At 71.3% G+C, this 22,795-nt stretch carries 19 protein-coding genes; 14 read left to right on the top strand and 5 right to left on the bottom strand.

Going from position 1 to position 22,795, the window contains the following annotated elements; genetic code table 11:
• Window positions 1-113: 113 nt before the first annotated feature.
• The gene (gene leuA, locus AB0D27_RS16830; RefSeq protein ID WP_362508438.1) at window positions 114-1,853 is read right to left on the bottom strand and encodes a 2-isopropylmalate synthase; all 1,740 of its coding nucleotides are present in this window, start codon (window positions 1,851-1,853) and stop codon (window positions 114-116) included.
• A gap of 320 nt (window positions 1,854-2,173) precedes the next feature.
• On the opposite strand from leuA, the gene AB0D27_RS16825 reads away from it, so the two are divergent.
• From AB0D27_RS16825 to AB0D27_RS16810, 4 genes are all read left to right on the top strand, one after another.
• Window positions 2,174-3,244 carry a M4 family metallopeptidase gene (locus tag AB0D27_RS16825; RefSeq protein WP_362508435.1) on the top strand — a complete coding sequence of 357 codons (1,071 nt, stop codon included), beginning with the start codon at window positions 2,174-2,176 and terminating at the stop codon, window positions 3,242-3,244.
• Window positions 3,245-3,277: 33 nt separating this feature from the next.
• On the top strand, window positions 3,278-3,544 hold the full coding sequence (locus AB0D27_RS16820) for a protealysin inhibitor emfourin (RefSeq protein ID WP_362508432.1): 267 nt from the start codon (window positions 3,278-3,280) through the stop codon (window positions 3,542-3,544).
• A 67-nt stretch (window positions 3,545-3,611) separates the two neighbouring features.
• Window positions 3,612-4,928 carry a GH1 family beta-glucosidase gene (locus AB0D27_RS16815; protein WP_362508429.1) on the top strand — a complete coding sequence of 439 codons (1,317 nt, stop codon included), beginning with the start codon at window positions 3,612-3,614 and terminating at the stop codon, window positions 4,926-4,928.
• Window positions 4,925-6,223, top strand: a complete 1,299-nt coding sequence (locus AB0D27_RS16810; protein WP_362508426.1) for an MFS transporter — start codon at window positions 4,925-4,927, stop codon at window positions 6,221-6,223. Before AB0D27_RS16815 ends, AB0D27_RS16810 begins: the two co-directional genes overlap by 4 nt.
• A 23-nt stretch (window positions 6,224-6,246) precedes the next feature.
• Here AB0D27_RS16810 and AB0D27_RS16805 read toward each other — a convergent pair whose 3' ends face one another.
• Window positions 6,247-7,104 (bottom strand): NAD-dependent epimerase/dehydratase family protein, encoded by an 858-nt coding sequence (locus tag AB0D27_RS16805; protein WP_362508423.1) that lies wholly within the window; start codon window positions 7,102-7,104, stop codon window positions 6,247-6,249.
• A 122-nt stretch (window positions 7,105-7,226) separates the two neighbouring features.
• Here AB0D27_RS16805 and AB0D27_RS16800 point away from each other — a divergent pair, with 122 nt between their 5' ends.
• Together AB0D27_RS16800 and AB0D27_RS16795 are read left to right on the top strand one after the other, a co-directional pair.
• On the top strand, window positions 7,227-8,069 hold the full coding sequence (locus AB0D27_RS16800) for a helix-turn-helix transcriptional regulator (protein WP_362508420.1): 843 nt from the start codon (window positions 7,227-7,229) through the stop codon (window positions 8,067-8,069).
• A 208-nt stretch (window positions 8,070-8,277) separates the two neighbouring features.
• Window positions 8,278-8,754 (top strand): hypothetical protein, encoded by a 477-nt coding sequence (locus AB0D27_RS16795; protein WP_362508417.1) that lies wholly within the window; start codon window positions 8,278-8,280, stop codon window positions 8,752-8,754.
• A 74-nt stretch (window positions 8,755-8,828) separates the two neighbouring features.
• Here AB0D27_RS16795 and AB0D27_RS16790 read toward each other — a convergent pair whose 3' ends face one another.
• Window positions 8,829-9,167: a P-II family nitrogen regulator gene (locus tag AB0D27_RS16790; RefSeq protein WP_362508415.1), complete on the bottom strand. Its 339-nt coding sequence runs from the start codon at window positions 9,165-9,167 to the stop codon at window positions 8,829-8,831.
• Window positions 9,164-10,471 (bottom strand): ammonium transporter, encoded by a 1,308-nt coding sequence (locus AB0D27_RS16785; RefSeq protein WP_362508412.1) that lies wholly within the window; start codon window positions 10,469-10,471, stop codon window positions 9,164-9,166. Before AB0D27_RS16785 ends, AB0D27_RS16790 begins: the two co-directional genes overlap by 4 nt.
• Window positions 10,472-10,638: 167 nt before the next feature.
• On the opposite strand from AB0D27_RS16785, the gene era reads away from it, so the two are divergent.
• The 8 genes from era (at window position 10,639) to AB0D27_RS16745 (ending at window position 21,192) form a co-directional block, all read left to right on the top strand.
• Window positions 10,639-11,598, top strand: a complete 960-nt coding sequence (era, locus tag AB0D27_RS16780) for a GTPase Era (RefSeq protein ID WP_362508409.1) — start codon at window positions 10,639-10,641, stop codon at window positions 11,596-11,598.
• An 87-nt stretch (window positions 11,599-11,685) separates the two neighbouring features.
• Complete coding sequence (locus AB0D27_RS16775) at window positions 11,686-12,795, top strand: PfkB family carbohydrate kinase (RefSeq protein ID WP_362508406.1); 1,110 nt, start codon at window positions 11,686-11,688, stop codon at window positions 12,793-12,795.
• A 167-nt stretch (window positions 12,796-12,962) separates the two neighbouring features.
• The gene (locus AB0D27_RS16770; RefSeq protein ID WP_362508403.1) at window positions 12,963-14,030 is read left to right on the top strand and encodes a PhoH family protein; all 1,068 of its coding nucleotides are present in this window, start codon (window positions 12,963-12,965) and stop codon (window positions 14,028-14,030) included.
• Window positions 14,031-14,042: 12 nt separating this feature from the next.
• A complete protein-coding gene (gene ybeY / locus AB0D27_RS16765) occupies window positions 14,043-14,540 on the top strand; it encodes an rRNA maturation RNase YbeY (protein ID WP_189185145.1) in 498 nt (165 codons plus the stop codon).
• Window positions 14,537-15,841: a hemolysin family protein gene (locus AB0D27_RS16760; RefSeq protein WP_362508400.1), complete on the top strand. Its 1,305-nt coding sequence runs from the start codon at window positions 14,537-14,539 to the stop codon at window positions 15,839-15,841. The genes ybeY and AB0D27_RS16760 overlap by 4 nt, the downstream gene beginning before the upstream one ends.
• On the top strand, window positions 15,838-16,197 hold the full coding sequence (locus AB0D27_RS16755; RefSeq protein ID WP_362508397.1) for an MmcQ/YjbR family DNA-binding protein: 360 nt from the start codon (window positions 15,838-15,840) through the stop codon (window positions 16,195-16,197). Before AB0D27_RS16760 ends, AB0D27_RS16755 begins: the two co-directional genes overlap by 4 nt.
• Before the next feature lie 84 nt (window positions 16,198-16,281).
• On the top strand, window positions 16,282-16,740 hold the full coding sequence (locus AB0D27_RS16750; RefSeq protein WP_362508395.1) for a hypothetical protein: 459 nt from the start codon (window positions 16,282-16,284) through the stop codon (window positions 16,738-16,740).
• A gap of 9 nt (window positions 16,741-16,749) precedes the next feature.
• Entirely contained in the window at window positions 16,750-21,192 is a 4,443-nt protein-coding gene (locus tag AB0D27_RS16745; protein WP_362508392.1) for a cation-translocating P-type ATPase, read from the top strand.
• Window positions 21,193-21,258: 66 nt separating this feature from the next.
• On the opposite strand, the gene AB0D27_RS16740 is transcribed toward AB0D27_RS16745, so the two are convergent.
• Entirely contained in the window at window positions 21,259-22,704 is a 1,446-nt protein-coding gene (locus AB0D27_RS16740) for an MFS transporter (RefSeq protein WP_362508389.1), read from the bottom strand.
• Window positions 22,705-22,795: the final 91 nt, after the last annotated feature.

Raw genomic sequence — 22,795 nt, 5'->3', positions numbered from 1 at the left:
TCAGTACCCCGGACGAGACCTGCTCGTGACCTGCACACGGATTGGCCGGTAAACGACGGAGCCCCGCCCGCCTCGAAAGGCGGACGGGGCCAGAAAGAGCCAGGTGAACGAGGTCAGCGGGCCGCGCGGTTGACCGCGGAGACGACGGCCTTCAGCGAAGCACGTGTCGTATTCGCGTCGATGCCGATTCCCCACAGGACCTTGTCGCCGACCGCGCATTCGATGTACGAGGCGGCCTGCGCGGAGGCGCCCTCGCTCATCGTGTGCTCCTGGTAGTCGAGCAGGCGTACATCGACGCCGATGGACTGCAGGGCGTCGAAGAAGGCGGAGATCGGACCGTTGCCGGTACCGCTCACCACCGTGTCCGCGCCGTCGACCGAGGCCTCGACCGTGAGCGTGTCCACGCCGTCCTTGTCCGTCGTGGACTGGCCCGTCTTGACCTGGATACGGCCCCACGGATTCTCGGGGTTGGGCAGGTACTCGTCCTGGAAGGTCGCCCAGATGTCCTTCGGCGTGATCTCGCCACCCTCGGCATCCGTCTTCGCCTGGATGATCTTCGAGAACTCGATCTGCATCCGGCGCGGCAGGTCCAGCTTGTGGTCGTTCTTCAGGACGTACGCGATACCGCCCTTGCCCGACTGCGAGTTGACCCGGATGACCGCCTCGTAGGAGCGGCCGACGTCCTTCGGGTCGATCGGCAGGTACGGGACGGCCCACTCGATGTCGTCGACGGTGACGCCCTTGGCGGCCGCGTCGGCCTCCATCGCGTCGAAGCCCTTCTTGATGGCGTCCTGGTGGGAGCCGGAGAAGGAGGTGTAGACGAGGTCCCCGACGTACGGGTGGCGGGCGTGGACCTCCATCTGGTTGCAGTACTCGGCGGTTCGGCGGACCTCGTCGATGTTCGAGAAGTCGATCTGCGGGTCGACACCCTGCGAGAACAGGTTCATGCCCAGGGTGACCAGGTCGACGTTGCCGGTGCGCTCGCCCTGGCCGAACAGACAGCCCTCGATGCGGTCGGCGCCGGCCATCAGCGCCAGCTCGGCCGCCGCCACCGCCGTACCTCGGTCGTTGTGCGGGTGGACCGACAGGCAGACGTACTCGCGGCGGGACAGGTTGCGCGACATCCACTCGAAGCGGTCCGCGTGCGTCGACGGGGTCGATCGCTCGACGGTGGCGGGCAGGTTCAGGATGATCTCGCGGCCCGGCCCCGGCTGCCAGACGTCCATGACCGCCTCGCAGACCTCCAGGGCGAAGTCCAGCTCGGTGTCCGTGAAGATCTCGGGGCTGTACTGGTAGCCGAACTCGGTCTCGGGGCCCAGCAGCTTCTCGGCGTACTCGATGACCAGCCGCGTGCCGTCGACGGCGATCTGCTTGATCTGGTCCTTGGAGCCGCGGAAGACGACCCGGCGGAAGACCGGGGCGGTGGCGTTGTACAGGTGCACGTTGGCGCGCTTGGCACCCTTCAGCGACTCGACGGTCCGCTCGATCAGGTCCTCGCGGGCCTGCGTCAGCACGGAGATCGTGACGTCGTCCGGGATCGCGCCCTCTTCCTCGATGATCGAGCGCACGAAGTCGAAGTCGGTCTGACCGGAGGCGGGGAAGCCGACCTCGATCTCCTTGTAGCCCATCTTCACCAGCAGGTCGAACATCTCGCGCTTGCGCGCGGGCGACATGGGGTCGATCAGGGCCTGGTTGCCGTCGCGCAGGTCGGTGGAGAGCCAGCGGGGGGCGACGGTGATCCGGTTGTCGGGCCAGGTGCGGTCGGGGATGTCGACCTGCTCGTACTGGCCGTACTTGTGCACCGGCATGGACGTGGGCTGCTGACGATTCTGGCGGGTCTGGCTGTTCGCCATGATGCGTGGGCTCCTCAGGATGTCCGGAAGGACGGCCGACGGCGCAACGCCAGACTCCGCGGGGAGGGGGTCGGCCTCGACTACAGGCCCTCGCCGCGGCAGCTAAGGAGAAGCAGCCCGAAACGCATGATGCTCCGCAGCCTAGCCGAGCCACGCTCCGTACGGGGGGCTGTATCAGTATGCGGGACCACAACCCCAAAAGGGGACAAAAAGTGCGCCATACCACTTCCGAGCGGGCCCGGACGCTCCTTATTGCCGCATTTCACCAATCATGGTTGCGGCTAGTGACAGGGGCATAACTCAGTGCAAGGGTGCCGGGCATGACGTCCAACGGGGGCTTCGAGCCCGTCTTCTGCACCATCGTTCCGCCCCACGTCCTCGACAAGCTCGCCCAGCACGAGGACCCCGCACTCGCCGGTCCGGCGCGCCAGACCCTGGAGCGCGACGCCTACGAGCGCACCCACCGCCGGCTGACCACCGTCATCGGCGCCCCGGCCGTCGCCGCGGCCGAGGAAACCGCCGGAGCCAAGCCGCACCGCACGATCTACGACGCCCGCCACCACCAGGACCTGCCCGGAAAGAAGGTCCGCGGCGAGGGCGACAAGCCGGGCAAGGACGCCACCGTCAACCGCGCGTACGCCGGTCTTGGCGCGACCTTCGACCTGTACCTGCAGGCGTACCAGCGCGACTCGATCAACGGCGAGGGCCTGCCGCTGAACGCGACCGTGCACTTCGACGAGAAGTACAACAACGCCTTCTGGAACGGCGAACAGATGGTGTTCGGCGACGGTGACGGCGAGATCTTCCTCGACTTCACCATCCCGGTCGACGTCATCGGCCACGAGCTGACCCACGGCGTCACCCAGTACACGGCCAACCTGACCTACTTCGGCCAGCCGGGCGCCCTGAACGAGTCCATGTCGGACGTCTTCGGCTCGCTGATCAAGCAGTACACACTCGGCCAGACCGCCGCCGAGGCCGACTGGCTGATCGGCGCGGGGCTCCTCGCCCCGCGCGTCACCGGCACCGCCCTGCGCTCCATGAAGGAACCGGGCAGCGCGTACGACGACGACGTGCTCGGCAAGGACCCGCAGCCCGCGACCATGGACCACTACGTCCGTACGGGGCGCGACAACGGCGGTGTCCACATCAACTCCGGCATCCCCAACCACGCCTTCTACCTGGCAGCCGGCGCCCTCGGCGGCCACGCCTGGGAGCGCGCCGGCCAGGTCTGGTACGACGTGCTGACCGGCGGCGAACTCAAGTCGGACGCGCTCTTCGCCGACTTCGCCACCCTCACCGTCGCCGCCGCGCGCAGCCGCTACGGGGAGGGCGAGGAACTCCAGGCGGTTCTGAAGGCCTGGGAACAAGTCGGCGTGCGCACCCTGTAGGCCGCGCGGACGATTTCGTACTAGACAGGACCCATGCGTATTCAGGTGAGGCGCACGGGCGGATTCGCGGGCATCGAACGCCGTGCCGAGGTGAACACCTCGGGACGGCCCGACGCCCCTGAGTGGCACGCCCTGGCCGAGCAGGCACTCGCCGCCGGCCGGGGCACGCCACCCATGGGAGTCCCCGACGGCTTCAGCTACGAGATCACGGTGGACGGGAAAACGGTGTACGCCGCGGATCCTCGCCTGACGGACGAGCAGCGGAAGCTGATCTCGAGGGTACTGAAGGAGGGCGCGTAGAAACGCAGGCAGGAACCGTAACTCCTAGTTCACGCCGGCCCGTTGACTTCCGTTACCCCCGGTAAGGATGATCGCGCGCATGGCGACGAACCCCCTCCCGCAGTTCCCGCCCGGCTTCCTCTGGGGCGTGTCCACCTCGGCCCACCAGATCGAGGGAGCCGCGGACGAACGCGACCCGTCGGTCTGGGACGCCTTCACGGCCGAGCCCGGCCGGGTGAAGGACGGCTCCACGGCGACCGTGGCCTGCGACCACTACCACCGCTACCGCGAGGACGTGGCACTTCTCGCCGACCTGGGCGTGGACGCGTACCGCTTCTCGGTCTCCTGGCCCCGGGTGAACTCCCCCGGCGGCCTGGACTTCTACGACCGCCTGGTGGACGAACTGCTCGCGGCGGACGTCATCCCCATGCTCACCCTCTTCCACTGGGACCTCCCAGTGGACCTGGACTGGCTGAATCGCGACACGGCCGAGCGCTTCGCCGAGTACGCCGGTGTCGTAGCCGCCCGCCTGGGCGACCGGGTCAAGAAGTGGATCACCCTCAACGAGCCCGCCGAACACACCCTCCTCGGGCACGCGCTCGGCGCGCACGCCCCCGGCAAGCGGCTCCTGTTCGACGCGCTGCCGGTGGCCCACCACCAGCTCCTCGCCCACGGTCTCGCCGTACGGGCCCTGCGCGCGGCCGGTGCGGCCGACATCGGGATCGCCAACTCGCACGGCCCGACCTGGCCTGCCTCGCGCCGCACCGAGGACGTGGAAGCCGCCGACTTCTACGACATCCTCCTCAACCGTCTCTTCGCGGACCCGCTGCTGCTCGGCCGATACCCGGAAGGCATCGGCGAGTTGATGCCGGGAGACGTCGATTCCGACCTGAAGGTCATCGCCGAGCCGATCGACTGGTACGGCATCAACTACTACCAACCCACCAAGGTGGGCGCCCCCGAAGGCGCGGAGATCGAGTTCAGCGGGCTGACGCTGCCCGCGGAACTCCCCTTCTCCGCAAGGGAACTGGAGGGATATCCGGTCACCGACTTCGGCTGGCCGGTGGTGCCCGAGGCGCTCACCGAGCTGCTGGCCGGCTTCCACGAGCGTTACGGCGACCGGCTCCCGCCCGTCGTCATCACCGAGAACGGCTGCTCGTACGACGGGATCGACGACCAGGAGCGGATCACGTTCCTCGACGGTCATGTACGCGCTCTGCACCGGGCGTTGGAGCAGGGCGTCGACGTGCGCGGCTACTTCGTCTGGTCGCTGATGGACAACTTCGAGTGGGCCGAGGGGTACGCGCGCCGCTTCGGTCTCGTCCACATCGACTACGACACGCTGGAGCGGACTCCGAAGTCGTCGTACGCGTGGCTGCGGGACGCTCTGCGGGCCCAGAGATGACCGCGGCCGACCCGGTCATACCCGTGGGGGCCCTCGCCGAGCCCGTCGAGCGGGTCGGCCGGGGCTGGACCTCGGCGCTCTCGCTCGCCAACGGGGCCATCTGGGTGGGCTGGTACGGCCCTCTGCAGATCCTCCTGGCCTCCCAGGCGGAGGACTTCGCGCCCGGCACCGGCATGTCGAAGGAGACGATGCTGGCCTGGGTCACGGGCGCGGGCGCGGTCGTGTCGCTGGTCGCCAATCCGCTCTTCGGCGCGCTGTCCGACCGGACGACCGCGCGCCGTGGTCGCCGTACGCCGTGGATCGTGGCCGGCGCGGCGGGCGGCGCGCTGTCCCTGCTGTTCCTGGCGGGCGCGGGCGGCGTGTGGACGATGACCCTCGGCTGGTGCCTGGTCCAGCTCACTCTGAACGCCGCCTTCGCCGCGGTCACGGCGGCCGTCCCCGACCGGGTGCCACGGCTCCAACGAGGCTCTGTGGGCGGCTGGTTGGGTGCGGCGCAGATCCTCGGGGTGGTCGGCGGCACGGGCCTGGCGACGGTGGCGGGAGGAACCGGGGGCGGGTACGCGGCGTGCGCGGTGTTCACCCTGGTGGGCGTCCTGCCGTACGTCCTTCACCACTCCGACCTGCGGCTGCCGCTGTCGGCCCGGCCGCCCTGGTCCTTGCGCTCCTTCCTGACCTCCTTCTGGCTGAGCCCGCGCCGCCACCCGGACCTCGCCTGGGCCTGGCTGACCCGCTTCCTGATCAACCTCAGCAACGCGCTCGTACTCCTGTACCTGCTCTATTACTTGAGGGACCGGCTGCTCCCCCACTCTCGGCTTCGCTCGAGCGGGGGGACCCCCATCGTCGACCCCGAACAGGGCGTCCTGATCCTCACGGCGGTCAACGGCGTCACGCTGCTCGCGACGGTCGTGGTCGGCGGGGTGTGGTCCGACAGGGTCGGCCGCCGCAAACCGTTCGTGATCTGGTCGGGCGTCCTGATGGCGGTGGCCACGGCGGCCCTTTCCGGCTGGCAGACCTGGCCGGGCGCGATCGTCGCCGCGGCGGTTCTGGGCGTCGGCTTCGGCGTCTTCACCTCCGTCGACTTCGCCCTGATGACCGACGTCCTGCCCAAGGCCCTGGACCGCGGCAAGGACCTCGGCGTCATCAACATCGCCAACGCCCTCCCCCAGGTCGCCGCCCCCGCGCTGGCCGCGCCGATCGTGACGTATCTCGGCGGTTACCGGGTGCTGTACCTGGTGGCGGCGGTGATCGGCCTTGCGGGGGCGGTGCTGGTGGGGCGGATCAGGGGCGTGGACTGAGCGGCCCCGTCGTCAACCCGTCGTCACAGCACGCCCGCATCCTGGGCCGTCCACACCGACGGATACAGCGGCCGGTAGCCCAGTTCCCGGCGGATCCGGGCGGTGGAGACGATGCCGTACCAGGGATCGGGGTCCGTGCGCTCGTACAGGGCCGGCGGGATCTCGACGCCATTGAGCTGGTGGAGATCGACGGTGGTGACGGGGGCGTCGTCGGCGATGTTGTAGATCCCGCCGCCCGCGCCCGGGGCGTACAGGAGACGGCTCAGGCCCTGGGCGACATCGGCGTGGTGGACCAGCTGGAGGCGCTGGGTGGCGGCCCAGTGAGCGGCCCACCTCATCGATGCGGCCAGATGCGGGTCTCCCTCGCCGTAGACGAAGGAGAGCCGCCCGATCCGTACGTCCATGCCGCCCTCCAAGGCGAGGAGGCCCCGCTCCGCCTCCCTCTTGGCCTTCGGGTACGCGCCCCACATCTCGCCGCCGGGCACGGTCGGGTCCTGCTCGGTGAGCGGGCGTCCGCGGCCGGTCCCGTACACGAGATTGGTGCTGACCTGCACGAATCGGCGAACGCCAGAGGCGACGCAGGCGCGTCCCAGCTCCAGCGCGGCGTCGCGGTTGACGGCCCACGCCTCCTCGTCCGGTACGCCGCGGAAGGCGGCCGCGATGTTCACCACCGCGTCGACGCCCGCGACGGTCTTGCCGAGCGCCTCGGTGTCCCGCAGGTCACCGACCGCGACCTGGGCGCCGAGGTCGGCCAGGGCGGCCGCCCTCGACTCGTCGCGGACCAGGACCCGTACGTGATCACCGGGGGGTGCCTGGCTCAGCAGCCGGGGTACGAAACGGCGGCCGACCTCACCGGTGGTTCCTGTCACCAATGTCAGCATGATGCGCTGCTCCTCTCGTCGGCTCCCAGCGTCTCTCCGTGCCGGGCACGGCGGGAGAGACCTTCCGATCCAGGGATCAGCAGTGCCTGGATAAGCCGGGCGGCTTCGGTCACGCTGGAGAGGTGAACCGAGCCGAACTCGCCGACTTCCTGCGCCGCGGCCGCGCCCGGCTGGAGCCCTCCGACGTGGGACTCACCGGCGGTGCCCGGCGTCGCACGCCGGGTCTGCGCCGCGAGGAGGTGGCGGCACTCGCGGGCATGTCCGTGGACTACTACACGCGGCTCGAACAGTCGCGCGGCCCGCGTCCGTCACGCCAGATGCTGGGCGCGCTGGCGAGGGCGCTGCGCCTCACCGGCGACGAACGGGACCATCTCTTCCACCTCACCGGCGAGGAACCGCCGCGCGCCGAGAGCGCCTCCGCCCATGTCCGGCCCGGACTGCTGCTGATCCTCGACCGGCTGCACGACGCGCCCGCGCAGGTCATGACCGACTACGGGGACGTGCTCGCGCAGAACGCGATGGCGGTGGCGCTGGTAGGGGAGGCGGGTACCGAACGCAACGTCGTCCGGCGCTTCTTCACCGATCCGCGGGGCCGCGCCCTCTTTCCGCCCGAGGACCGGGCCGAGTTGGGCCGCAGCCATGTCGCCAACCTGCGCGCGGTGACCGCGGCCCGCCCCGACGACCCGGGTCCTGCTCGCCTGGTGGCCGAACTCCGCGCCTCCAGCGAGGAGTTCGCCCGCCTCTGGGAGTCGCACGAGGTCGCGGTGCGGCGGGCCTCGACGAAGCGCTTCCTGCACCCCACCGTCGGGCACCTCGATCTCGACTGCGAGATCCTTCTCAGCTCGGGCGACAACCAGCTCCTCGTCGTCCACACGGCCCGCCCCGGCACGGAGTCCCACCACCGCCTCCAACTCCTCCGGGTCCTCGGCATCCAGGACATGTCTCCCACGCCCAGCCACCCGTGAGGGTCCGGGAACTTCTCCCAGGGCCCAACTTCGGCCACTTTTGATGACCGTTGAAGGAAAGCGCGGGCATCCCTTGCAAACGTGAGACCCCCGCGCATCAATGGAACCGCACGTTCCGACGGACCGTCAGATACACCCGGCGCCCCGCTCCCCAAGCGAGCACTGACCATCCCCACATGGCAATTCCCCCACAAGGGAAGGGAACCCGATGAGAGGCAAGCGACTCGCAAGCATCGCGGCGTTAGCCGCCGGCACCCTCGCCGCGACCGGCCTGGCCTTCGCGCCGACCGCCGCGGCCGTCACCCCCCAGACGGCCACCATCAACGCGACCTGCAGCATCGGCGGCAGCGGCGAGGCCACCCTCACCGCCACCCAGACCGGCACGGCCGCGACCATCACCCTCAGCTCCACCTCCATCACGGCCCCGGTCGACGTGGCCCAGGACTCGGTCAGCTCCACGCTGACCCTGGTGAAGGCGAGCGGCGGCACCACCGCCTTCACCGGGACGAAGAACCCCGCCATCGCCGCGGGCGGCGGAGTCTCGGTCGGCCCCCTGGACGGCACCGTCGCCCCCGGCGACAGCCTGGAGGCCCACGGCGGCTCCCTGCAGATGGTGGTCTTCGGCATCACCATCACCTGCACGGCGGACGCACCGCAGTCCCCGGGCCCGTTCGTGTTCGAGTAAGCCCCGGCGCGGGTGAGACGAGGACCGGTGCCGCCGGCGCGCAGCGGGACCGGTTCGGGGGGCGACGAAGGACGTCAGAGCGCGTCCGGGCCCCGCTCCCCCGTCCGCACCCGCACCACCGTCTCCACCGGCACCGCCCACACCTTGCCGTCCCCGATCTTCCCCGTGTGCGCGGCCTTCACCACCGCGTCGATGACCGCGTCGGCGTCCGCGTCCTCGACGACGACCTCGATACGCACCTTGGGCACGAGGTCGACCTGGTACTCGGCGCCCCGGTACACCTCGGTGTGGCCGCGCTGGCGCCCGTACCCGCTGGCCTCCGTGACGGTCAGCCCGTGCACGCCGATTTCCTGGAGCGCGGTCTTGACCTCGTCGAGGCGGTACGGCTTGACGATCGCGGTGATGAGCTTCATGCCTGCGTCTTGACCTTCTGCGCGGTGGGGAGTGATGACGAGACCGGGGCACCGTGGCCCAGGACCCCGTGATCGTAGGCCGTCTCGGCGTGCACCGTAAGGTCAAGACCGGTCTGCTCGTGCTCCTCGTCCGCCCGGAAACCGATGAGCCGGTCGAGCAGCTTCCCGATGCCGTACGTGACGGCGAAGGCGTACGTCCCGACGGCCACGACGGCGACCAGCTGCTTGCCGAGCTGGCCGAGCCCGCCGCCGTACAGCAGCCCCTCGGCGCCGCCCGTCATCGCCTTCGTCGCGAAGACGCCGATGAGGACCGTGCCGACGATGCCGCCGACCAGGTGGACTCCGACGACGTCCAGCGAGTCGTCGTAGTTCAGCTTGAACTTCCAGCTGACGGCGTACGAGCACAGGACACCGGCGGCGAGACCGACGACGAGGGCGCCGAGCAGGGAGACGGACCCGCAGGACGGAGTGATGGCGACGAGGCCCGCGACCGCGCCCGACGCGGCGCCCAAAGTGGTGGGGTGGCCGTCCCGCTTCTGTTCCACGAAGAGCCAGCCGAGCAGGCCGGTGCAACCGGCGGTGAGGGTGTTGAGGAACGCGGCGGCGGCGAGTCCGTTGGCACCCAGCGCGGATCCCGCGTTGAAGCCGAACCAGCCGAACCACAGCAGTCCGGCCCCCAGCATCACCATCGGCAGGTTGTGCGGGCGCATCGCGTCCTTCTTGAAGCCGAGGCGCGGGCCGAGGACCAGGCAGAGGGCGAGTCCGGAGGCACCTGAGGTGATCTCGACGGGCAGGCCGCCCGCGAAATCCAGCGCGCCCAGCTTGTCGAGGATCCAGCCGCCCGGACCCCACACCCAGTGGGTGACGGGAACGTATACGAGCAGCGCCCAGACCGGCACGAAGACCAGCCAGGCCCCGAACTTCGCCCGGTCGGCGATCGCACCGCTGATCAGCGCCGCCGTGATGATCGCGAAGGTGAGCTGGAAGGTGGCGAAGAGGAGGGTCGGGACGGTGCCCTGCACGCTGTCCGGGTCGAGGCCGGCCATTCCCGCGTGCTTGAGACCTCCGATGAGCCCGCCGAAGGCGTCGTCGCCGAACGCCAGGGAGTATCCGGCGGCCAGCCACACGACCGTGACCAGGGCGATCGACACGAAGCTCATCATCAGCATGTTGAGGACGCTCTTCGTGCGGACCATGCCGCCGTAGAACAGGGCAAGGCCCGGGGTCATCAGCAGGACGAGCGCGGTGGCGACGAGCAGCCAGGCGGTGTCGCCGGTGTCGATCTGGGCGGCGGCCAGGGTCACGGTCTCTCCAACGGGGCGGGGGCGATCGTCAGAGGGTCACCGGCGCGCGTTTCGGGTTGCGCACACCCGCGTTTCCGGCGTGTTTCGTGTTGCGCGGGGGTTTCCGGAAGCTCACAGAGAAGGGTGCCGCCATCCGGCGTGCGGCGGGGCTCCGACGATCAGGGAGAATGGGCGCCATGAGCGTTCGTACCCCGTCATCCGAGCCGTCCGAGGCCACCCACCGCGCCGGCTTCGCCTGCTTCGTGGGCCGCCCCAACGCGGGCAAGTCCACCCTCACGAATGCTCTGGTCGGCCAGAAGGTGGCGATCACCGCCGACCAGCCGCAGACCACGCGGCACACGGTACGGGGCATCGTGCACCGGCCCGACGCCCAGCTGATCCTGGTGGACACCCCCGGGCTCCACAAGCCGCGCACGCTGCTCGGTGAGCGGCTCAACGACATCGTACGGACCACCTGGGCCGAGGTCGACGTGATCGGCTTCTGCCTGCCCGCCAACGAGAAGCTCGGCCCCGGTGACCGGTTCATCGCGAAGGAACTGGCGTCCATCAAGAAGACGCCGAAGATCGCGATCGTCACGAAGACCGACCTGGTCGACAGCAAGACCCTTGCCGAGCAGCTCATCGCGATCGACCAGCTCGGCGCGGAGCTCGGGTTCGAGTGGGCGGAGATCGTGCCGGTGTCGGCGGTCGGCGACAAGCAGGTGGGCCTGCTGGCCGATCTCCTCGTCCCGCTGCTGCCGGAGGGCCCCGCGCTCTACCCGGAGGGTGACCTCACGGACGAGCCCGAGCAGGTCATGATCGCGGAGCTCATCCGCGAGGCGGCCCTCGAAGGCGTACGCGACGAACTGCCCCACTCCATCGCCGTCGTGGTCGAGGAGATGCTCCCCCGCGAGGACCGGCCCGCCGACAGACCCCTCCTCGACATCCACGCCTTCCTCTACATCGAGCGCCCCAGCCAGAAGGGCATCGTCATCGGCCCCAAGGGCAAGCGCCTCAAGGAAGTCGGCATCAAGTCGCGCAAGCAGATCGAGGCGCTGCTCGGTACGCCGGTCTTCCTCGACCTCCATGTGAAGGTGGCGAAGGACTGGCAGCGGGACCCCCGCCAGCTGCGCAAGCTGGGGTTCTGAGCGGCGGCGGCTCCGGCGTGAGCGTCGGCGTGCCGTGCGCGGTGTGGTGCACACTGACCAGATCCGCACCACGCCAGGGAGCGCACCGTGATCGTGTCCAACGGAGAGGGACCGTACCGCCAGGCCCACGTCGACCCGCTCGCCGGGCTGCGCACCCCCAAGGACCCGCCCTGGGACGTCTATCTCACGGGCACGGTCTTCCTGGACATCATCTTCACGGGGCTTGATTCCGCCCCCGTGCGCGGGACCGAGTCCTGGGCGCGCGGCATGGGATCGAGCCCCGGCGGCGTGGCCAACATGGCGACCGCGCTGGCCCGGCTGGGTCTGCGTACCTCCCTTGCCGCGGCCTTCGGGGACGACCACTACGGGGAGTACTGCTGGGACGCCCTGGAGCAGGGTGAGGGCATCGACCTCTCGGCCTCGCGCACGGTGCCCGGCTGGCACTCCCCGGTCACCGTGTCGATGGCGTACGAGGGCGAACGCACGATGGTCAGCCACGGGCACGAGCCGCCGCCGGAGGAACCCGCGCCGGACTGCCCGCCACGCGCGCGTGCCGCCGTCGCCTCGCTGACGCCGGGCACGCGCGCGCACTGGATCGCCGAGGCCGCCCGCACGGGCACCCGGATCTTCGCGGACGTCGGCTGGGACGACACCGGGCGCTGGGACCTGGCGGGGCTCCCGGACCTCGAACACTGCGAGGCGTTCCTGCCGAACGCCGAGGAGGCCATGCGGTACACGGGGGCCGACTGCCCGCGCGCGGCGGCCCGCGCGCTGACCGAGTGCGTACCGCTGGCGGTCGTCACGCTCGGCTCGGAGGGCGCGTACGCCGTGGACCGCCGCACCGGGGAGGTCGCCGAGACCCCGGGAATCGCCGTCGAGGCCTTGGATCCCACCGGCGCCGGTGACGTCTTCGTCGCGGGATTCGTCATGGGAACGCTGGCCGACTGGCCGCTCGCCGACCGCCTGGCCTTCGCGGGGCTGATCGCCGCCCTCTCCGTCCAGGAGTTCGGGGGGTCGCTGTCGGCGCCCGGCTGGTCGGAGGTCGCCGCCTGGTGGCGCCGGGTCCAGTCGGTCGACGGCCAGGACCCGGCGGCGCTGCGGCGATACGCGTTCCTGGAGGGCCTGCTTCCGGAGGTGACCCGCCCCTGGCCGCTGCGCCGGGCGGTGCCGACGATCGGGTTCGGACGCTCGGCCTGACTCGCTCCACAAGGCGCGAGCGCTCCAGTGAGACACAAGCGGTCCGTGTGAGGTGAGGAAAAGCCCTACGGCTGTGTCAGTGCGGCGACGTACGCTTGGAACCGCAAGGCTGCCCGTGTGGCAAGCGTGCCGACCGAGGAGGATACGCAGGCCTACAGAGCCGGCCCATGACTCAGACACCCACAGCTCACAGCCCCGCGCAGGGGCAGGCGCGAGCCCACTTCACGGTCCCCGCGAAGCACCCCATGGTCACCGTGCTGGGATCAGGCGACGCGCTCCTGCGCGTCATCGAGAAGGCTTTCCCGGCGGCCGACATCCACGTCCGGGGCAATGAGATCAGCGCGGTCGGCGACGCCGGTGAAGTCGCCCTCGTCCAGCGCCTGTTCGACGAGATGATGCTGGTGCTCCGCACCGGACAGCCGATGACGGAGGACGCAGTGGAACGCTCGATCGCCATGCTCAGGGCGAGCGAGAACGGGGAGGGCGACGGCCAGGAGACCCCGGCCGAGGTGCTCACGCAGAACATCCTGTCCTCGCGAGGCCGCACCATCCGCCCCAAGACGCTCAACCAGAAGCGGTACGTCGACGCCATCGACAAGCACACCATCGTCTTCGGCATCGGCCCCGCCGGCACCGGCAAGACGTACCTCGCCATGGCGAAGGCGGTCCAGGCCCTGCAGTCCAAGCAGGTCAACCGCATCATCCTGACCCGCCCCGCGGTGGAGGCCGGCGAGCGCCTCGGATTCCTGCCGGGCACGCTGTACGAGAAGATCGACCCGTACCTGCGCCCGCTGTACGACGCGCTGCACGACATGCTCGACCCCGACTCCATCCCCCGCCTGATGGCAGCGGGGACGATCGAGGTCGCGCCGCTCGCCTATATGCGCGGCCGCACGCTCAACGACGCCTTCATCATCCTGGACGAGGCTCAGAACACGAGCGCCGAGCAGATGAAGATGTTCCTCACCCGCCTCGGCTTCGATTCGAAGGTCGTGGTCACGGGTGACGTGACGCAGGTGGACCTCCCGACCGGGACGAAGTCGGGTCTGCGTCAGGTCCAGGACATCCTGGAGGGCCTCGACGACGTGCACTTCTCGCGGCTCACGTCCCACGATGTCGTACGGCACAAGCTGGTCGGCCGTATCGTCGACGCGTACGAGAAGTACGACAGCGAGAACGGCACCGAGAACGGCTCCCACAAGGGCCACGGCAAAGCCGGACACAAGGGGAAGTAGAACAGCACGCCCATGTCGATCGACGTCAACAACGAGTCCGGAACCGAGGTCGACGAGCAGGCGATCCTCGACATCGCCCGCTACGCGCTCGCACGGATGCGCATCCACCCGCTCTCCGAGCTCTCGGTGATCGTCGTGGACGCCGACGCCATGGAGCAGCTGCACATCCAGTGGATGGACCTGCCGGGGCCGACGGATGTCATGTCCTTCCCGATGGACGAGCTGCGCCCGCCGTCGAAGGACGACGACGAGCCGCCGCAGGGTCTGCTCGGCGACATCGTGCTCTGCCCGGAGGTCGCCGAGCGGCAGGGCAAGGAAGCGGCGACGCAGCACTCCATGGACGAGGAGCTCCAGCTCCTCACCGTCCACGGAGTGCTGCACCTGCTCGGCTACGACCACGAGGAAGCGGACGAGAAGGCCGAGATGTTCGGTCTGCAGGCAGCCATCGTGGACGGCTGGCGTGCGGAGAAGGGCATGACGGGCCCGTCTCCGGCCCCGACCGTGTCATGAGTCCCCAGCTCGTCATCGGCGCCATCGCGCTGGTCGTCGTCGCCTGGCTCGCCGCCTGCGCGGAGGCGGGCCTCGCGCGCGTCTCCAGCTTCCGCGCCGAGGAGGCCGTACGGTCCGGGCGGCGCGGCAGTGCCAAGCTCGCCCAGGTCGCCGCCGACCCGACCCGCTATCTGAACGTCGCGCTGCTCGTCCGCGTGGCCTGCGAGATGGCCGCCGCCGCGCTCGTCACATATGCCTGCCTGCAGGAGTTCGACAAGACCTGGCAGGCGCTGGCCGTCGCCATCGGGGTCATGGTGCTCGTCTCGTACGTCGCCGTGGGTGTCTCGCCGCGCACCATCGGCCGCCAGCACCCGCTGAACACGGCGACCGCGGCGGCGTACGTGTTGCTGCCGCTCGCGCGGGTGATGGGGCCGATCCCGCCCCTGCTCATCCTCATCGGCAACGCGCTCACGCCCGGCAAGGGCTTCCGGCGCGGCCCGTTCGCCTCCGAGGCCGAGCTGCGCGCGCTGGTCGACCTCGCGGAGAAGGAGTCGCTGATCGAGGACGACGAGCGCCGCATGGTGCACTCCGTCTTCGAGCTGGGCGACACCCTCGTACGCGAGGTCATGGTCCCAAGGACCGACCTCGTCGTCATCGAGCGGTACAAGACCATCCGGCAGGCGCTGACCCTGGCGTTGCGGTCCGGCTTCTCGCGCATCCCGGTCACCGGGGAGAGCGAGGACGACATCGTCGGGATCGTCTATCTGAAGGACCTGGCCCGCAAGACGCACATCAGCCGGGACGCCGAGTCCGAGCTGGTGTCCTCGGCCATGCGGCCCGCCGCCTTCGTGCCCGACACCAAGAATGCGGGCGATCTGCTGCGCGAGATGCAGCAGGAGCGCAACCACGTCGCCGTCGTCATCGACGAGTACGGCGGCACGGCCGGCATCGTCACCATCGAGGACATCCTCGAGGAGATCGTCGGCGAGATCACCGACGAGTACGACCGCGAGCTGCCACCGGTCCAGAAGCTCGGCGACGACCGCTACCGGGTGACCGCCCGCCTCGACATCGGCGACCTCGGCGAGCTGTACGGCTTCGAGGCGTACGACGACGAGGACGTGGAGACCGTCGGCGGGCTGCTCGCCAAGGCGCTCGGGCGGGTCCCGATCGCCGGAGCGTCGTCGGTGGTCGAGCTGCCCGACGGACGCGAGCTGCGGCTGACGGCGGAGGCCGCGGCCGGTCGCCGCAACAAGATCGTCACGGTGCTCGTCGAGCCGGTCGGCCCGGTGGAGCCACTCGAGGAGGAGAAGCCGGAGTGACTCCGCAGCAGCTGCGCACCTTCTGCCTGTCCTTCAACGCGACCGTCGAGGACTTCCCCTTCAACCCGGAGACCTCGGTCTTCAAGGTGCTGGGCAAGCTCTTCGCGCTGACGCCCCTGAACGCGCGCCCGCTGACGGTCAACCTGAAGTGCGACCCGGAGGACGCGATCCGGCTGCGCGGCGAGTACCCGGGCCTGATCATCCCCGGGTACCACATGAACAAGCGGCACTGGAACACCGTGCGCGTCGACGGCGAACTCCCCGACCGCCTGGTCCGGGAGCTCATCGAGGATTCGTACGATCTCGTCGTCGCCGGCCTGCCGAAGGCCGAGCGTCTCCGCCTTGACCGGCCCTGAGACCCGCGCGCCCGTCCTGAACGGGATAAAGCTCGTTTTCCGGGAACTCGCCTCTGCGAAAGGTCATCGCGGGAGGCGAGAGTCATGGCTCAGCAGAAGAAGTCGTCGCCCCTTCCCCAGCCGTTGCGGGCCGCGGGCACGGTCCTGCAGAAGGTGCCCGGGGCAGGGGTTGTAGGCAGGGCGGCCGGGGGCGCGCTCGACGCCGTCGGGTCGGTGTCGCCGCGCGGGCGTCGGATGGTGGTGTACACGGGGGCCGGGGTGCTCGGGGTCGCGGGCGTGGTGGAGTGGCCCATCGCCCTCACCGGCGCGGCCGTGGCCTGGCTGACGCAGCCGCGGCCGAAGGCGCCGGCAGTCCCTGAAAGCTCCGAGAACGCGGAAGGCTCCGAAGGCGGGATGTCAGCCGAACAGTCCGCGGCGCGCGACAAGACGTCCGCGGAGTGGAGCAAGACGTCCCTGCGGCAACGGAAGGCGTCCACCAGTCAGAGCAGGGCCTCCACAGGCCACGGCGGCCCCACCGCGCGGCGTGGCCGCACCACCATCTGAGGACCTGCCATGTTCCTTGCGCTGCTGCGTCCCTCTGACGTCGCCGGGCTCGTGCCGGCCGGGTCCCGGCTGCTCGCGCGCGGCGCCGCGCCCGCGGTGGGCGTGGCCGCCCGGGCGGTGGCGGGCACGGCGCGGTCCGGTGTACGCAGCGCGGACACCGCCGTGCGGGTCGCGCAGGTCGCCCGAAACGCGATGCCCGGTGGGCCGCGCCCCTGGCGGTCCGGCCCACGGGCACACATCGCCCTGCGGCCTGCGTCTGCGGACCTGGTACGGAGGGCGGGCGGTATCGAGCACGCGGCGCGACGGGCGGCCGCGGCGCTGGCGGAGCGGCCGGACGTCGCGTTCGCGTACTGGGACGGCGGACTGGCGCGGCTGGTGGTGAGCGCGAGCGAGGACGCGGTCGCCGACCGGGTGGTGGAGCGAGCGACGGAAATCGCGGCCCGGCACGGGCTGGCCCCGGCGGACGAGGAGGTGGAGGACTTCCCACATCCCGGTGACGCGGCCGGGGTACGAGCCGCCGCGGCGGCGCTCGCGGTCGACGTGGCGGGCACCGCGGCCGGGCTGACCGGGTACGCCCTGCGCCTGCCGCCCTCACCGCGACTGGTGACCGCGGTGGTGACGCTGCTGCGCGAGAACCCGCGCTTCCGTGCGTGGCTGGGGGCCAGGCTCGGCCGCTCCCGCATGGATGTGGCGCTGGCCGTCGCGAACGCGGCCGCGCACGGCGCCGGTCAGACGCCTGCCGGACTGCTGCTCGACGGGGCACTGCGGGCCTGTCAGTTGGCGGAGACGGTGGCCCGGGTGGCGGCGTTCGACGCGGTGCACGACCGGGTGTGCGCGCCGGATCGTGTCAGTGTGGCCGCGGATCCCTCCGCGCGCCCGCCGCTGCGGACCTCGCCCGCCCAGGAGTACGCCGCCCATGCCTCCGCCGGCAGCCTGTTGGGTGCCGCGGCGACGCTGCTGGTCAAGCACGACGGCGCGGAGGCGGCGGAAGCGGTACTCTCCGGCTCCCCCAAGGCCGCGCGGTACGGTCCCGGCGCCTTCCACGCCGTGCTGGGCGGCGCGCTGGCCCGGACGGGTGTGCTGGTGCGCGACACGGAGCGGCTGCGGCAGCTGGAGATGACCGACACCGTCGTCCTGCACCCGAGCGCGCTGCTCGCTCCGGGCGCGGGCGCCGACCCGTGGGCCGAGACCGTGCTGGACGCGGCGCGCCGCGCGGGACTGCACGTCGTGGTCGTGGACGACCCGGCGCTGGGCGAGTTCACCGGTCTCGCCGACCAAGTCGTGGGCGCTGACCAGCCGTTGAGTGAGGTCGTGCACGCGTTGCGCGACCGGGGCGGCACCGTCGTCACGGTCGCCCGGCCGCGTTCGGCCGACGACAGCGACGTACTGTCCGGGCTGCTCAGCGGCGATGTGGCCGTCGCGCTCGCGGACGGGGACGCCGCGGTGGTGTGGGGTGCGGACGTGCTGGCTCCGCACGGTCTGCCCGATGTGTGGCGGCTGCTGAGCGCGGTACCGGCGGCCCGCACGGTCGGCCACAGGGCGCAGACCCTGGCCCGGTCCGGGGCCGCGCTGTCCGGCCTGTTGGTGGCGGTCCGCGAGTCCGAGCGTGGCCGCCGTACCCCGCTGCCCGGGCTGCGGCACGCGCCGGTGGACGCGGCCGCGGCGGCGGCCCTGCTGAGCGGGGCGCGAGCGGCGGTCGGCGTGGCGGCCGCGCGCGCTCCGCACCCCCGGCCCCGGGTGGCCTGGCACGCGCTGTCGCCGGACGAGGTCCGGGCCCGGCTGGAGAGCGAACCGGACGCGGAGACGACCGCGGCCGAGCAGATGACGCACCGAGCCCACGATGCGGCCGACGCCGTCGGCCGGGTTCCGGTCCTCGCCCCGGCCCGCTGGTCGTGGCAGCTCGCCCGGGCCGTGCGCGGCGAGCTGGACGACCCGCTCACCCCGGTCCTGGCGGTCGGCTCGGCCGCGTCGGCGATCCTCGGCTCCGCCATGGACGCGATGCTGGTGCTCGGTGCCCTCGACCTGAACGCGCTGGTCGGCGGCATACAGCGGCTACGCGCCGAACGGGCGCTGTCCGGGCTGCTCGCGGAGCAGAAGCAGAAGGCGCGTGTCACGGCCTCGGACGAGGACGCGCCGGACGGGGCACACACCGTGGACGCCGCCAAGCTGGGGACGGGCGACGTGATCGAGCTCAAGGCGGACGACGTGGTGCCCGCCGACGCCCGCATCCTGTGGGAGAACGGCCTGGAGGTCGACGAGTCCGCGCTCACCGGAGAGTCCCTGCCGGCGGACAAGCAGACGGACCCGACTCCGCGCGCCGCCGTGCCCGACCGCCGCTGCATGGTCTTCGAGGGCACCACCGTGGTGGCCGGAGAGGCCCGGGCCGTCGTGGTCGACACCGGTGACCGCACCGAGGCGGCCCGCGCCGTCCACCTCGCCGCCCGTATGCCACCGGCCGCGGGCGTGCAGGCCAGGCTCCAGGAGATCACCCGTAAGGCCCTGCCGCTGACGATGGGGGGCGGGGCCGCGGTGACGGGTCTGTCGCTGCTGCGCGGTACGCCGATCCGGCAGGCCGTGAGCGGTGGCGTGGCGGTGGGAGTGGCCGCCGTCCCCGAAGGGCTCCCGCTGGTGGCCACGGTGGCGCAGCTGGCCGCCGCCCGCCGCCTGAGCCGCCGCGGCGTCCTCGTCCGCGCCCCGCGCACCCTGGAGGCGCTGGGCCGCATGGACACGGTCTGCTTCGACAAGACTGGCACCCTCACGGAGAACCGCCTGCACCTTGTACAAGTGACGGACGCGACAAATCAGCCCGTCCGGCGTTTGAGGACGAGCGCGAAGCGCGACGGCGGGGGTCTGGGGGCGCAGCCCCCAGATACGGACGGGGCGAACCCCGCTGTTGCCCCGTCACGCACGCCGGGTGCGGACGCGGGCGCGCCGGAGGAACCGGCATACGGCCACACCCTGCGTGTCGCGGCCCGGGCATGCCCCCGCATCGACGGCGGCTCCGACCGGCCCGTGCACGCGACCGACGAGGCGGTCCTTGACGCGGCGGGCCCCGACCCGGACTGGGTGCAGACCGAGGGCCGTCCGTTCGAGGCCGGCCGCGGATACGCCGCTGCCGTCGGCCACGGCGCGGACGGCGCACCGATGCTCGTGGTCAAAGGCGCCCCGGAAACCGTCCTGCCCGCCTGCCCCGGCCTCCCGCCCCACGCGGCCGACACCGCGCAGTCGCTGGCCCGCGACGGCCTGCGCGTCCTGGCGGTGGCCGAGCGCCCGCTGGTCGAGCACGAGAATCCGTCGGACCTCCTCGAACAACCGCTGGAAGGCTTGGAGTTCACCGGCCTGGTGGCGCTGGCGGATGTACCGCGTGAGACGTCCACGGCCCTGGTGCGGGGGCTGCGCGAGGCGGGCGTACGACCGGTCATGCTGACCGGTGACCACCCGCAGACCGCCCGGGCGATCGCCGCCGAACTGGGCTGGCCGGACGACACCACCGTGGTCACGGGCGACGAACTGACGTCCGCGGACCGGTCGGTCCGGTCCCGGATGCTGCGCGACGTGGGAGTCGTGGCCCGGGTCGCGCCCGAGCAGAAGCTCCAGGTCGTCGAGGCCCTGCGGGACGCGGGCCGGGTGGTCGGGATGGTCGGGGACGGCGCCAACGACGCCGCGGCCATCCGCGCCGCCGACATCGGCGTGGGCATCAACGCCCGCGGCTCGGCGGCCGCGCGCAACGCGGCCGACATCGTCCTCACCGACGACGACATGACGGTCCTGATCGAGGCGGTCACCGAAGGGCGTGCCCTGTGGCACAGCGTCGCCGACGCCATCGCCATCCTGATCGGCGGCAACGCGGGCGAAGTCGGGTTCGGCATCCTCGGCACTCTCCTGTCGGGGTCGGCCCCGCTCTCCACCCGGCAGATGCTGCTGGTGAACCTGTTCACGGACCTGTTCCCGGCGATGGCGGTGGCGGTCACGCCGAGGGAGGAGGCGGCAGCCACCGGATCCCCGCAGGAGGCCACGCGTCCCGGATCCCTCGAGGAGCCGTCCGACATCGGTACGAAGCTCCTCGGCGCGCCGCTGATCCGTCAGATCCGCCACCGCGCCCTGACCACCTGCCTGGGCGCGCTCACGGCCTGGCTGATCGGCCGCTTCACCCCGGGCTCGACCCGCCGCTCCACGACGATGGCCCTGTGCGGTGTGGTCGGTACCCAGCTCGCCCAGACCCTGGCCGACCGCCGGGGCAGCCCGCTGGTCCGCGCCACCTCTCTCGGCTCCGCCGCAGCCCTCGTCGCTCTGGTCCAGACGCCGGGCGCCAGCCAATTCTTCGGCTGCACGCCGCTCGGCCCGGTCGCCTGGGCCGGTGTCGCCGCGGCGATAGCCCTGGCGGTCGGGGGACAGCGAGTCCTGCCGCAGATGGAGGAGGCCGTGCTCCGCGTCGCACGCCGGTCGAAGTGACGGCACTGGAGGGCGCCATCGAAACCGTACGGCTTCGATGGCGCCCCGGTCGCGGGCCCACCCCCGTCAGGCCCGCACCTCCCGTCGCGCACGCGATGCGGAACCCAGCCCCACCGCGACCGCGACCGCCGCGCCGAGCACGATCGCCGCGTCCACGGCGAGGACCGTGTGGACGCCGGACAGCAGATCCGTCGACGTGGTCGCGAGGACACCGAGCAGCGGGATGCCGATCGTGAGGCCGACCTGCTGGGTGGAGGTCACCAGGCCGGTGGCCAGGCCCTGTTCCTCGTCGGGGACGCCCGAGGTGACGGTCAGGCCGTACGAGATGATCGCGCCGAGGTGGCACATGCTGGCCAGCGAGACCGCGGCGGTGGCGAGCCAGACGGACCAGGTGTGCGCGTTCAGCGGCAGCAGCGCGGCCACGAACAGACCCTGGCCGGCCAGCGAGCCGACCAGCGTACGGCGGGCACCGAAGCGGCCGATGACCTTCGGGGCGCACACCCCGGCGATGGCCGACAGGACGCCCTGCACACCGAAGACCAGGCCGGTCTCGAACGCGGAGAGGTCAAGAGTCTCCTGCAGGTACAGGGTGAGCGCGAAGACGACCGTCGACATCATCGAGAAGGTGACCAGACCGCCCAGGTTGCCCCACGCCACCGTGCGGCGGCGCAGCATGGGGAGGCTGACGAGCGGGGCGTGGGCACGGGACTCGACGTACACGAACGCGGCGAGCAGGAGCAGGCCCGCGACGAGGGCGGTGATGACGTCCGCGCCGCCGAAGCCGCGCTCGGCGGCCGTCGAGAGGGCGTAGATCAGGGCCAGCAGCCCGCCGGTGACGGTGACCGCGCCGGGGAAGTCCAGCCGCGGGCGGTCCGGGGTGCGGGACTCGGGCAGCAGGCCCGGCGCGAGCGGCAGTACGATCAGCGCGAACACCGACAGCAGGCCCATCGTCGAGCGCCAGCTCAGTACGTCGGTCAGCACGCCGCCCGCCACCATGCCGACCGTGAAGCCGAGGGACAGCAGCGTGCCGGAGATGCCGAGGGCACGGTCGCGCGCCGGGCCCTCGGGGAAGGTCGTCGTCAGCAGCGACATGCCGGTCGGCACGATCGCCGCCGCGCCCAGGCCCTGCAACGCCCGGCCGGCCAGGAACGACGCCGGGTCCCAGGCGAAGGTCGCGAGCAGTGAGGCCGTACCGAAGAGGGCGAGGCCGGTGAGGAACAGCTTGCGGCGGCCGTACAGGTCGCCGATGCGGCCGAAGAGAAGCAGGAAGCCGCCCGACGGCAGCGCGAAGGCGGTGACCGCCCACTGCAGCGCGGACTGGCTCATGCCCAGGTCCTTGCCGAGCACGGGCAGCGCCACGTTGAGTACGGAGAAGTCGAGCGCGACCATGAACTGCGCGGCGCACAACACGAACAGGACGAGCTTGTCTCGCGTCGACAGCCGGGTGCCGGGCGGGGTGTCCACGGAGGGAAGTCGTACGGGAGTGGTGGTTTCGGTGGTGTCGATCGCCATGGGCAAGAGCTTCCTGCGATCGGAATAACGGTGGGGAGCGGGAACTTATGCTGGTGGTCGCACCACCAGTCACCCGGAGGGGGATTCGCAC

The sequence above is a fragment of the Streptomyces sp. NPDC048415 genome (assembly GCF_040651675.1).
GTDB lineage: Bacteria > Actinomycetota > Actinomycetes > Streptomycetales > Streptomycetaceae > Streptomyces.
Note: the sequence above shows the minus strand (reverse complement) of the source record. Positions and strands in the feature narration are given on the sequence as shown.